This window comes from Lysobacter tyrosinilyticus (genome assembly GCF_054779815.1).
The window spans coordinates 402,947-415,415 of the sequence record NZ_BAAGXN010000001.1 but is presented as its reverse complement, the minus strand read 5'-3'; the positions used below and the strand labels follow the sequence as shown (position 1 = coordinate 415,415).

The 12,469-nt window shown below is 63.9% G+C and carries 8 protein-coding genes; 3 read left to right on the top strand and 5 right to left on the bottom strand.

Annotation, left to right across the window (positions count from 1 at the left end; all coding sequences use genetic code 11):
* Positions 1-67: 67 nt before the first annotated feature.
* The 5 genes from ACYVGK_RS01750 to ACYVGK_RS01730 form a co-directional block, all read right to left on the bottom strand.
* Positions 68-1,033, bottom strand: a complete 966-nt coding sequence (locus tag ACYVGK_RS01750) for an NAD-dependent epimerase/dehydratase family protein (RefSeq protein WP_460731507.1) — start codon at positions 1,031-1,033, stop codon at positions 68-70.
* Between the two features lie 58 nt (positions 1,034-1,091).
* Entirely contained in the window at positions 1,092-1,517 is a 426-nt protein-coding gene (locus ACYVGK_RS01745; RefSeq protein WP_460731506.1) for a hypothetical protein, read from the bottom strand.
* The gene (locus ACYVGK_RS01740) at positions 1,517-5,755 is read right to left on the bottom strand and encodes an RHS repeat-associated core domain-containing protein (protein WP_460731505.1); all 4,239 of its coding nucleotides are present in this window, start codon (positions 5,753-5,755) and stop codon (positions 1,517-1,519) included. Before ACYVGK_RS01740 ends, ACYVGK_RS01745 begins: the two co-directional genes overlap by 1 nt.
* 292 nt (positions 5,756-6,047) lie before the next feature.
* Complete coding sequence (locus tag ACYVGK_RS01735) at positions 6,048-6,395, bottom strand: EF-hand domain-containing protein (RefSeq protein WP_460732417.1); 348 nt, start codon at positions 6,393-6,395, stop codon at positions 6,048-6,050.
* An 83-nt stretch (positions 6,396-6,478) separates the two neighbouring features.
* On the bottom strand, positions 6,479-7,666 hold the full coding sequence (locus ACYVGK_RS01730; RefSeq protein WP_460731504.1) for a DesA family fatty acid desaturase: 1,188 nt from the start codon (positions 7,664-7,666) through the stop codon (positions 6,479-6,481).
* A gap of 336 nt (positions 7,667-8,002) precedes the next feature.
* On the opposite strand from ACYVGK_RS01730, the gene mutM reads away from it, so the two are divergent.
* The 3 genes from mutM to ACYVGK_RS01715 all read left to right on the top strand — a co-directional run bounded on the left by mutM (position 8,003) and on the right by ACYVGK_RS01715 (position 12,415).
* Positions 8,003-8,815, top strand: a complete 813-nt coding sequence (gene mutM, locus ACYVGK_RS01725) for a bifunctional DNA-formamidopyrimidine glycosylase/DNA-(apurinic or apyrimidinic site) lyase (RefSeq protein WP_460731503.1) — start codon at positions 8,003-8,005, stop codon at positions 8,813-8,815.
* Between the two features lie 120 nt (positions 8,816-8,935).
* The gene (locus ACYVGK_RS01720; RefSeq protein WP_460731502.1) at positions 8,936-9,499 is read left to right on the top strand and encodes an ECF-type sigma factor; all 564 of its coding nucleotides are present in this window, start codon (positions 8,936-8,938) and stop codon (positions 9,497-9,499) included.
* 105 nt (positions 9,500-9,604) lie between these two features.
* Positions 9,605-12,415, top strand: a complete 2,811-nt coding sequence (locus ACYVGK_RS01715; RefSeq protein WP_460731501.1) for a protein kinase domain-containing protein — start codon at positions 9,605-9,607, stop codon at positions 12,413-12,415.
* Positions 12,416-12,469 lie beyond the last annotated feature (54 nt).

Sequence of the window (12,469 nt, the reverse complement as noted above, 5' to 3'; positions counted from 1 at the left end):
GGCGCGGCGGAATTGAGAATGGCGGCGTGCATCGTACCCGCCCGGGATGACGGCGTCAGCGCGTACGTCAGGCCCGATCGCCGAAATAGTCGCGGCACCAGGCCACGACCTGCGGCAAGCCCGTCTCGATGGAGGTCGCGGGCTCGAATCCGAAGGCCGCGTGGGCCCGCGCGGTGTCGGCCATGGTTTCGACCATGTCGCCCGGCTGCATGTCCTTGTAGACCTTCTGCGCGGGGCGTCCGGCCGCCTGTTCGATCACGCCGATGAAGCGCTCCAGTTCCACCGGGGTGTGGTTGCCCAGGTTGAAGACCCGGTGCGGCGGCTCATCACCCGGCGGGTGATCGAGCGCGCCGAGCACGCCGGCGACGATGTCGGCGACGAAGGTGAAGTCGCGGCGCATCCGGCCATGGTTGAACACCTCGATCGGGCGGCCGGCCAGCACCGCGCGCGAGAACAGCAGCGGCGCCATGTCTGGCCGACCCCAGGGGCCGTACACAGTGAAGAAGCGCAGGCCGGTCGATCGCAGGTCGTACAGCTGCGCGTAGGTGTACGCCATCAGTTCGTTCGCGGCCTTGGTTGCGGCGTACAGCGAACGCGGCTGGTCGACGCGCTGGTCTTCGGAGAACGGCGGCGTTGCCGAATCGCCGTACACCGACGACGAACTCGCGTACGTCAGATGCTGCACGCCACGATGGCGACACAGCTCAAGCATGTTCACGAAGCCGGTCAGATTGCTGTCGACGTAGGCGTGCGGATTGGTCAGCGAATAGCGCACGCCGGCCTGCGCGGCGAGGTGCACGACGCGATCCGGCTTCACCTCGTCGAACAGCGCGGCCAAGCCATCGCGATCGGTCAGGTCCAGCGCGCGGATGTCGATGTCGGGACACAGCGCCGCGACGCGATCGCGCTTGATCTGCGGATCGTAGTAGTCGTTGTAGTTATCGAGCCCGACCACGGTATCGCCGCGGTCACGCAGGGCACGGCACACGTAGGCGCCGATGAAGCCGGCTGCGCCGGTTACGAGGATGGTCATGGGCGCATTTTAGGGCCTATCTCATGACCCGGCCTCTGGCGCCGGAAATCAGAGGCTATCAAGGACCACAATAAGCGGGAGAACGACGACTCGAGGTCCAGCGTAGAGACGCAATGGAATAGCCTTGGCCCCCGCTGCCCTGCTCCAAATTCAACGAAAGCCTTCCTTTGCAGAAGCGGTGTTCCACGAAATACGGACCGTCGAACTTACCGACGTATGTCCATCCCGAGGTTCCGGCAAAGCTAGCAAAAGCCTCAGGCTCTATAGCTACCGAGCCGTCCGATGCTATGCCGACCAAAGAGCCTCGATCAAAGTAGTGATCGTTGCTCAGTCCAAATCGACCCCGAAATTCCGCCATCTCAGCTTCAAGCTGATGACGACTCGGTCGTCCGCTTTCATTGGCGGACATCAGCTGCCGCAGAAACAGGGTGCCGCCCAGAACGAACAGCACCCCAATCCCAGTCGCGAACAGTAGGCGCGGCACTACCAGCTCCAACCCCAGCCGTCAGTGCTGATGATCGTTCCATAGTCGCCACCGAGCCCACCTGTCCCACGAGTGCCCTCTAGGCTAAATCCCGTGCCAACACCAACTTCGCCCGAGAACCCCTCGCCCGGGACATATGTAACAGCGCCACCAACATCGGCATATGCACCGGAGGTCGCCGCTCCGGCGCCAGTATGGAACCGGTCCAATTTTTCGGAGGATGGCGTGCACGGCTGCTCTAACCAGCCCACGGACGCGCTTACTCCAGCAGAAACCGGGTGCGGATAGGGTCTGTTGGCCCCGACGGACATATACACGTGTCCATTCCTTGCTCGCGTGAACGTAAAAGACGTTACGTATACATTGACTGACACTTTTACGTAATCAGGCAGACGTCCCCTACGATCGGGCATCTTGTCGATTACGCCGCCTCCATAGAGGTTTAAAGCGACGTCATCCAATCCAAATGGATCAACCTTGCTGACTGGGTTTCCATCTACATATGCATACGTGTTGATGCCAGCCATCAACCCGATCGGATCGGACTGGATATAGCTGCCCCGCGCCGAATCGTAGTAACGATTGAGGTTGTACCAAAGGCCGGTTTCGCCGTCGTAGTACTGGCCCGGGAATCCGAGATTGAATCCGCCCACGCTGTCTTGCGTGACGATGCGTCCGAAAGCCTGATTTGCGGCCCGCCATACCACCGCCTTGGTGGCGTTGGTCACGACCTCCGGGCGGCCGAGATGGTCGGCGTGCACGAAATACAACTGCCCGGCCCGTACGAAACCGACCACTTCTCCATTCAGCCAGAGGTAGTTGGTCCAGACGTCACCGTTGTCCTGGTGTTCGGTCAACAGCTGGTGATCCGGCGTGTAGACGTAGCGGTAGTTGCCCATCGGCCCAGACTTGTACTGGCGTTCGTTCCAGACGTTGCTGGTGTAGGTGGTGGTCGGCCATGAGACCCCGTTATAGCTATCCGACTGCCGCAAACGATTGAACGGGTCATAGGCGTAATGGGCGACGTTGTTGCCCTGCGGCCCTTGGATGCGATTGCCCAGGACATCGTAGGCGTACGAGCCGCCACCAATCCCGCTCACACTGGAAAGGTGGTTGCTGGAAGCATCGATGGTGTAAGTATTGGTCGCGCCCGAAACAATCGAAGTCCGGTTGCCAGTCGCGTCGTACCCCAACGTCGTTGTGCCACCGCCCATCGTATTCGACTGCAGGCGCGAAAGCAGGTCGTAGGTGTACTGCTGGGTCAGGCCGGCGTCGATGCCATTGGTGATCGTGGTGACTTCATTGGCCGTGTTGTAGCTGTAATCCAGCTGCTGCAGCCCAGTGGTCTCGATCTTGGTCGCACGTGCGCTCGCATCCTCGAAGCGACTGCGCCCCAGACCGTTGCCAAACGTGAAATACCTGTAGCGACCGAAAGCCTGGTACTGCAGGTCGGTAGCTACCGATTTCCAGACCCCGCCAATGTTCACTTCCAGACGCGAGACGTTGCCGTCGTACTCGTTGTAGGTGTAGCGAGCCTGCGTGCCGTCGGGATACTTGATGGTCGACAGGCGACGCATGGCGTCGTACGTGTAATAGGTGAAGTAGTCCGAACCCACACCACTTCCGACAATGTAGTCGCGGCGCGCGTTGAGCAGGCCGTCCTGGGTGTAGTCAACGTTCGTCCACGACCCGCTCGGGTCAGAGAAACCGCACAACTTGCCCTTGCCATTCCAGCACCAGTCATAGGCGTAGGCGAGCGACTGCCCACCGGAGGTCGCGTTCGTCAGGCGATTTCCGGCGTCGTAGGTGTAGGCAGTCACGCTGCCGTCGGCGCGCGTCATCTCAGTGCGGTTGCCCGCAGCGTCGTACTTGTACGTCGTGGTGCCGGCATCCGGGCTGACAAGCTTGGTAATTTGGCCAAAGCCATCTCGCGTGTAGACCGTGGCAAGCCCGCGCGGATCGACTGCCTGGCTCAGGTTGCCATGCGCGTCGTAGTAGTAGTAGCTGCTCTTCTGATCAGAATCCACGACACGGCTGACCCGGCGACGTCGGTCGTAGTAGTAGGTGTACTTGCGGCCGAGAGCATCGGAAGCGGTTTCGACGTCGCCGTTGCTGTTGTAGGTATAGGTGGTCTTCTGGCTATTGCCACCTTGTTCTGACGACTTGAATCCACCCGCATCGTACTGGGACGACGAAACCTGGTTGGTGGTGGGATAGCTATCGGTTACCCAGCCGCCGAATTCGGGGTCTCGCTCCTGATAGGTGTACATCCCCGTCACGTAGCGGTAGAGGGACTGCCCCATCAGGTTGTAGTTGAGCGAGATGTAAGTGTCCTCGTATTCCTTTACGCCGAAACTGTCCTGGAGCGTCCGTCGCGGCAGGGAGGCGGACAGCAGCAGGCCTGCGCCGTTGTAGGCGTAGCTGATCTTTCCACCGAAATTGTTGGTGACGCTGGTCACCTGATCCAGGCCATTGTAGGCGTACGTAATGACGCGCGTACCAAGCGTTTCCGTGAGTATCCGTCCCCTCGCGTCATAGGCATAGTCAGTGGCCGAGCCGTTTGCATTGGCCACGCGACCAGCCTGGCCCAGTGCGTTGTAGTTGCTGTAGGTCGTGGTGTTGGCAAACGGATCGGCGATCGAAGTCAGGTTTCCGGCGCTGTCGTATTGGTACGTCGTTTGATCGGCCGTGCCCGCCTGTGGTCCGTCGACGATCATCTTCTGGATGAGTCGATTGGCGCCGATGGTATAGCCGTAGCTAATGAGGCGCTCCTGGTTGGCAACACCGTTGGCACTGCGGTTGATGGTCTTTACGGACCGCAGCAGGCGCTCTGCCGGATCGCCGGCCGGGTAGTAGTCATAGATCGTTTCCGAGATCGGCTGAGTGGTGCTGCTGCCGTACAGCTTTACGGCTAGCAGTCGCGTCTTGATGACCGGATCCCACTCGAAGATCGTGATCTGCTGCTGATCCGTCTCGCCATTGGGACCGGTTCCGACGACCTTCTGGGTGATCCGCTGGTCGGCATCGTAGGTGTAGTCGGTCTTTACTCCGCTCGCATCGACTTCGTAATCGGTATTGCCTTGCGCATCGAATGCCGTGCTGGTGGCGCCTGCCGGGCAGGTACCCGTGGCCGGGCGGTCGACGCCCGTTACTCGCCTCGCGCCGTTGACGTCGGCGACGTGGTAGACCGACGTTTGCCCCAGCGCGTTGGTGACGTTGGTGTAGTTGGTACCGTAAGCAAAGCTGCTCTTCTCGATGCCACCGTCCAGTCCGGATTCCTTGGCCTTGCCGTCGGCGTAATACGCGTAGCGGGTGTGCCGTACGCCATTGACGGAGATGCCGGTAAGGCCGCCAGCCTGGCTGGCGTCTTCATAGTGGTACGTGCGGGTGCCCAATGAATCGGGGTAGGTAACGCCCGACAGATAGCCGCCGGTGTACGAATAGCTATACGTTTTTCCGTTTGGCGCGGTGACGGCGCTTACATAGACGGGATTCGTGGCCCAGGCGATTTGAAGTGCGCGCCCCGACGAGTGAGTGACAGTCGACAGGCGCCCATTGACGTAGGTGTAGGTCAAACCGATGCCGCGCGGGCCGAGCAAGGTGAGAGGCTTGCCAGTCGCGTCATACGTTTCACGGCCACCATCGAGCAGCGTCAGTACCCAATTGCTGCCGGACGGCGCGAACACGTCGCCCAACTGATCGCGCCAAACGCCATCCGTGCCCTTGGTAAACGTCAACTTGGACCCGCCAGGACGGAACGCCTTGATCTCGGTTAGCGTTGCGCTACCGCTGTTGCATATGTTCGCGCTGTTCAGCATGCCGGAACAGGTCAACGTCGTTCCGTAGGTATACGTCACTGTGTAGTCGAGGCTCGAGGACCACTTCGGGCCGAAAATGCCCGACTTTCCCAGGGATTTGTCGTAGAAGCGGGCTACACCCAATGGCATTTCGTTCGGAGGCAGGACGAAGTCGACTTCTGCCTTGATCTTGTTGCCGCTGGCGACCTGGACGGGGTGCTGGGTCGTCTCGTTGCAGTTGGTCGGCTTGGCCTTCTCCTTGGTCTTGTCGCCTACCGATTTGTCGGTGGAGCCACTCCCGCCCGAACCGCCAACTTCACCTGGCGCCCCGCCGCCGGGGCTTCCACCGCCACCAAGCTTGAAGTCGTCGAGCGTGTACTCCCACCAGCAGGACTCGACCGCGACCTCGCCGCCGCCATCGACTTGGATGTGCCGGGGCACGCAAACATAGGCGGCGGCCGATACTGGCCCCGCATACATCAAAGCAAGCGCGGAAATCACGAGCGCCCCTGAGGCTGCACGCGACCTCAGGCGGACAAACTTCCTAGGCATACACAATCCTCATGCGACGGCGAGCGCCTGCGTCCAATGACTAATAGAAGAAGCGGTGATACTTTGCCGAGTCAGGCAAATTGCGCGGCACCCTACGGAAGGGCCTTTCGTCTGTCAATCACAGACAGCGGCAGAAGCGAACTTGCGCGGACACGGAAACGAATGCCCCCGCCGGGGAACTCTAGCGCGGCGGCGCGGCCAGTTCCTGCGCATTGAGGAAGCCGTCGCCATCCGCATCCTGGCGGCGGAACATCGCGGCCAGTGACTCGCGGTGCTCGACCATAGAAATCGTCTTGCCCTTGCCACCAGGGAGCTCGTCCGCGGTCAGCAGGCCGTCGCGATTGAGGTCCATCTGCTCGAAGGCATAGCCCATCCACGCCTGGTATTCGGCCAGGGCCACGCGACCGTCGGCATCGGCATCCATGCGCGCGAGATATTCATTGCTCGCGGTGACCTGCGCGCTCGCCAGTGCGGGCCACAGCAGGCCGAGGCTCGCGGACAGTTTCAAAAAGGCAGACATGCCGCGCACTCTGCGGTGCATGGGCTGAACCGTAAAACAAGGAAGGGGCGTCGCCGCCCCTTCCTGCATCACTCGTGCGCGACGTGCGCGCATCACGCGCCGAAGCGCGCCGGTGCGAGCGCGTAACCCTTCATGCGCATCGAGAAGGCTTGCAGCGCGGCATTGCCCGACGCCTCGGCTTCAGCGCACCAGGCCTGCAGCTTGGCCAGCGTGGCCTGCGCATCGTGCGAACGCTCGTCCAGCACCTGGGCGAGCTTGGCGCGGAATTCAGCCAGCTGGGCCATGCGCGGACGCTCGGCCAGCCATGCCTGCAAACGCGCGCGCTTGTCGTCGTCGAGCCAGCGGCCGCCATCGGCCAGACCTTGGCGCAGCTTGCGCGGCAGTTTGAACTTGGTTTCGCGCAGCGCCGGCAGGGTGACGTTGCGGTAGTAGTCGGTCATCGCCTGGAAGCGGATCGCGAGCAGCGCCTTCATCGTTTCGCCGTCGGGCATCGCGATGTTGGGGCGCACGTCGAGCGCCGGCGCGACGCGCAGCACCTTGGCCATGCCGATCTTCTCGAACACACGGATCGCCACCCAGCCGATGTCGACTTCGAACTTGCGCAGCGCGAACTTCGCCGACGACGGGAAGGCGTGATGGTTGTTGTGCAGCTCCTCGCCGCCGATCCACACGCCCCACGGCGACAGATTGGTCGAGGTGTCGGCGCTTTCGAAATTGCGATAGCCCCACCAGTGGCCCAGGCCATTGACCACGCCCGCGGCCCAGAACGGAATCCACGCCATCTGGATCGCCCACAGCGCGACGCCGACGAAACCGAACAGCGCGAAGCTGATGAACAGATACAGGGTCGGGCCCATCGTGGCGTGCGGCGTGTAGAGGTGACGCTCGATCCAGTCGTCCGGGCAGCCCTTGCCGTACTTCTCGATCGACTCGCGATCGTTGCGCGCTTCCTTGTACAGCTCGACGCCGCGCCAGAACACGGTCTTGATGCCCTTGATCTGCGGGCTGTGCGGATCCTCTTCGGTCTCACACTTCGCATGATGCTTGCGATGGATCGCGGCCCATTCCTTGGTGATCATCGAGGTCGACAACCACGTCCAGAAACGGAAGACATGCGCCAGCACCGGATGGAAGTCGACCGCGCGATGCGCCTGCGAACGATGCAGGTACAGCGTGACCGAGAAGATGGTGAGCTGAGTGGCGATCAGGAAATAGATCGCGATGGAAACCCAGCCGGCCTGCAACAGGCCCCCGGCGAGGAAATCGAGCAATGCGGACATGACAACTCCGGAGCGGGCGCGCCCGCCTTCGCCGTGACGAAGAGGGTGGATGAAAGGACGTTTCCCGCGCGGGAGTTTGCCACCCCGCCGATATATTCGCCCCTGTATGGAACGCGGAGTGTGATGGGGGGTGTGAAGGCCCGAAACAAGGGGAAAGGCTGAACAGGGTGGACGAATGGCCCGATCGCGCAAGCCGGACCTGGCCCTGTAGAGCGGAGCTTGCTCCGCTGCCTTTGCTTTCCATGCCCCCGGATCGTCCGGCCGGATCAGCCAGTCGGAAGCAGCGGAGCAAGCTCCGCTCTACAAAGAACGGGGCGTAGTTCCTAAGCTAGGTCGATGCCCGAATTGCCTGAAGTCGAAACCACCCGCCGCGGCCTCGCCCCACACCTGGAAGGCCGCACTGTCACCGGCGTGACCCTGCGCCGCCCGGACCTGCGCTGGCCGATCCCGGACGAAATCCGCGACCTGCTCCCGGGCCAGCGCATCGCCGCCGTCCGTCGGCGGGCCAAGTACCTGTTGCTCGATACCGCGGCCGGTAGCGCATTGCTGCATCTGGGCATGTCCGGCAGCCTGCGCGTGCTGCCGCCGACCACGCCGGTGAAGGCCCACGACCACGTCGACCTCGCCCTGGATTCGCGGCGCGTGCTGCGTTTCACCGACCCAAGGCGCTTCGGCAGCCTGTTGTGGCAACCGCCGGGGGAAATCCACGAGCTGCTCCAGGACCTCGGGCCCGAACCGCTGTCGGAGGAGTTCGACGGCGACTACCTGTTCGAGCTGAGCCGCCGCCGCAAGGCCCCGGTGAAGACCTTCCTGATGGACCAGCGCGTGGTCGTCGGCGTGGGCAACATCTACGCCGCTGAAGCGCTGTTCGAAGCCGGGATCTCGCCGCTGCGGGCCGCGGGCAAGGTCTCGCGCGAGCGCTACGCGCTGCTGGCCCAGGCGGTGAAGCGCATCCTCACCTACGCGATCGAACGCGGCGGCACCACGCTGCGCGACTTCATCAGTCCGGACGGCGAACCGGGCTATTTCGAATTGGAACTGTCCGCCTACGGCCGTGGTGGCGAGCCCTGCCCGCGCTGCGGACGCGCCTTGAAGCAGGGGGTGATCGGGCAGCGCGCCACGGTGTGGTGTGGGCACTGCCAGAAGTAGACGCGGTGCATCCGCTTGTCGGGCCGATACAAACGCAGGACCAAGCCGCCCCCGGACAGCCCCACGCCGCTATGACGGAATGGGTTTATATTCGGCCGACCAGCGGCATCGGACGAGGTCATGACGGACAGTGCGGACATCACATTGCTGCTGGATGCAGCCCGTGAGGGGGACCGCGGCGCGTTGGACAACGTGCTCGCACGCCTCTACACCGAGCTGCACTCGATGGCACGGCGCCAGCTCGCCGGCCAGCACGGCCAGACCCTGGACGCCACCGCACTGGTCCACGAGGCCTACCTGAAACTGGTCGGCCGGCGCGAAGCGAAATTCGACGATCGTGCCCATTTCTTCGCCTATGCCGCATCGGCGATGCGCAGCGTGGTGGTCGACTACGCGCGACAACGGCTGGCTCAAAAGCGCGGCGGCGACCTGCACCGCGTCACCGACCTGCCCGAAGACGTCGAAGGCGGGCTGCGTCTGGACGAGGAAACGCTCGGTCTCGACGTCGCACTGACCAAGCTCGCCGCGGTCGACCAAAGGCTCGCGCAAGTGGTCGAGCTGCGCTACTTCGCCGGTTTGTCGGAGCTGGAAATCGCCGCGTTGCTGGAACGGTCCGAACGCAGCATCCGTCGCGACTGGCAGAAGGCGCGTTTGTTCCTGCTGGCGTCGTTGAAGGATTCCTAGGTACACGATCGCTCCGTGCGCAGCGGAGTCTGCGCGTGAACTCACACCCCGGGCGAACAGCGGATCACGCGGCCGGGATGACGACAGGGGAGACGGGAACGAGCGATGGAACCCGAGCGCTGGCAACGCCTCTCCCCTCTGCTCGATTCGCTATTCGAGTTGCCGCCGGAGGCGCGCGCCGAACGCCTGCGCGAAATGCGCGACGAAGATGCCGCGCTGACCGCCGAACTCGAGGAACTCATCGCGCTGGAAGACGAGCACGACGACTTCCTCAATGAACCGCTGGTACCACCGCGGCCGGGCGTGCAGTCCGGCTCGATCGTCGGCCCGTATCGCCTGGATCGGCTGCTCGGCGAAGGCGGCATGGGCCAGGTCTGGCTGGCCTCGCGCGCCGACGGCCTGTATCAGCGCCGGGTCGCACTAAAACTGCTACGGCCAGGGCTCACCGATACCAATCTGCGCCTGCGCTTCACTCGCGAGCGGCAGATCCTCGCGCGCCTCACCCATCCGCACATCGCGCGTCTGCTCGACGCCGGCGTCACCGCCGAAGGCGTGCCCTATCTCGCACTCGAATACGTCGACGGCGAGCCGATCACCGACTACTGCCGAGAACTCGACACCCCGATCGCGCAACGCCTGCACATGTTCCACCAGGTCTGCGATGCGGTCAGCCATGCGCACGCCAACCTAATCGTGCATCGCGACCTCAAGCCGTCGAACATCCTGGTGACGCCGGCAGGCGACGTGCGCCTGCTCGACTTCGGCATCGCGAAGCTGCTCGACACCGAAGTGTCGATGGTCGAACAGACGCGCACCGGCGTGCGCGCCTTCACCCTGCACTACGCCGCACCCGAGCAGATCCGCGGCGAACCGGTCACCACCATGACCGACGTGTATTCGCTCGGCGTGGTGCTTTACGAATTGCTCACCGATCGAAAGCCCTATCGGCTCAAGCGCGACAGCGATGCGGCGTGGGAAGAAGCGATCCTGCTCACCGACCCGCTCAAGCCCTCGCAGACGCTGCTGCGGCGGATCGAAGGCGACACCTCGCGCGAGCAGGGACAGATCGTCGGGTTGCGCCGGCGCGCGCGCGTGATCGCCGGCGACCTCGACAACATCGTATTGAAGACCTTGTCGAAGAAGCCCGAGCAGCGCTATCCATCGGTGGAAGCGCTCGCGCTCGATCTGCGTCGCTACGAGGAAGGCCGTCCGGTATTGGCGCGCCCGCAGGGCGTGGGCTACCGGATGCGCAAGTATTTCGCGCGTCATCGCTGGACACTCGCGAGCGCGGCGACCGTGGTGGTGGTGCTGGGACTGTCCATCGGCATGGTCGCGTGGCAGGCGCGTCAGGCGCTGGCGGAAGCCGCGCGTGCACAGGCGATGCAGGACTTCATGGTTGGCCTGTTCGAACAGGCCGGCAACGCCTCCGGACAGGCGATGGATCTGCGCAGCCTGCTCACCACCGCCGAGGCGCGCGATCGCGCCGAGCCCAGTCGCCAGCCGCGTGCTCGCGCCGAACTACTGGGGCTGCTCGCGCGGCTTCGCCTGGGTCTGGGCGACTATCCCGAAGCCGCGCGGCTGCTGGAGCGCCAGGCCGCGATCGTCGACAACACCCGCGACATTCCCGAAAGCCTGCAGCTGGAATCGTTGACCCTGCGCGGACAGCTGCTCGCCTATCAGGGCCAAGCCGCGCAATGCATCGCGCTCATGCAACCGGCCCTGGATCTCGCGCGCGGCGAACAGGCACAGCTGCCGCCGCAGAGCAGCCAGTTCTATTCGCAGCTCGGCCGCTGCCGACGTGCCGCCGGCGAACGCCAGGGCGCGCGGCAGATGTTCGAACGTTCGCTCGCGGTGCGGCGCGAAACGCCTTCGGACGAAGTGGGCATCGTCGAAAACCTCATCGACCTGGCCGGTCTGCACAGCGATTCCGGCGACACGGCCGCAGCGCTGCGCAGCTACGACGAAGCGATGACCTATCTGCACCGGCACGTGGGCGCGCGCCATCCGCTCGCGATCGACATCCTGCGCAATCGTTGCGCAGCACGCCGCATGCAAGGGGATGCCGCGCGCGCCGAAGCCGATTGCCAGGATGCGCTGGCGATGGCCCTGCAACTGCACGGCAACGACAGCCGGGCCAGCGTCGATGCGCGACGCCAGCTCGCCGCGCTGCATGTCGACCAGGGCAAGTTCGCGCAGGCGCAGCGCGAGTTCACCGAAACCCAGGCCTGGCTCGTCGCGCGCCTCGGTCGCGAACACCCCGATGTGGCGCGCAACTACAACAGCTTGGGCATCACCGCCTGGGAGCGTGGCGACCTGAACGAGGCGCTGCGTGCCCTCGCCCACGCCATCGCGATCTGGCGCCAGGGCTCGAACCAGACCCTGCTCGCCGCCGGCTTGTTCAATCAGGCGATGGTGTTGCACGAAGCCGGCTTCGACGCCGATGCGCTGCCTTTGCTGCGCGAGTCGCGGCATTTGCGCGTCGCTCAATTCGGCGCCGAGCATGCGCTGGTCGGCGATACCGATCGTCTGATCGGCATCGTGTTGGCCGCGCAGGGCGAGGCGGTCGGGGCGCGCAACGCGCTGCAGAATGCGGTGCGACTGACGCGTGCGGGCTACGGACCCACGCATTCGCACACGCTGCGCGCGGAACTCGCGCAGGCGCGGCTGGCGGCGGCCAGCGGAGATTCCGGTGCATTGCAGCGCCTGAGCGAGATTAGTGCCATCACGGGCAACGACAGCGAATTGCGCAAGGACCGCTGGCTGGCGCGCGCTTATCTGGCGGAACGGAATTGCGCCGCGACCCCGGAGCTCACGCGCAGCGATCTCGATTCCCTGCTGCAGGACATGCAGGCGCACATGCCCGAAGGCGGCGCGGTGTTGCGCGAAGTACAGGCCATTCGCACGGCGTGTCAGTAGGGCTTGTCCGCCATCGCGCGCGGGAACGCGCGGGGATGGGGTTGATCGCGACGT

Coding starts and splice junctions, on each gene's coding strand:
- mutM (WP_460731503.1), top strand. CDS start 8,003: ATGCCCGAATTGCCTGAAGTCGAAACCACCCGCCGCGGCCTCGCCCCA.
- ACYVGK_RS01750 (WP_460731507.1), bottom strand. CDS start 1,033: ATGACCATCCTCGTAACCGGCGCAGCCGGCTTCATCGGCGCCTACGTG.
- ACYVGK_RS01730 (WP_460731504.1), bottom strand. CDS start 7,666: ATGTCCGCATTGCTCGATTTCCTCGCCGGGGGCCTGTTGCAGGCCGGC.
- ACYVGK_RS01715 (WP_460731501.1), top strand. CDS start 9,605: ATGGAACCCGAGCGCTGGCAACGCCTCTCCCCTCTGCTCGATTCGCTA.
- ACYVGK_RS01720 (WP_460731502.1), top strand. CDS start 8,936: ATGACGGACAGTGCGGACATCACATTGCTGCTGGATGCAGCCCGTGAG.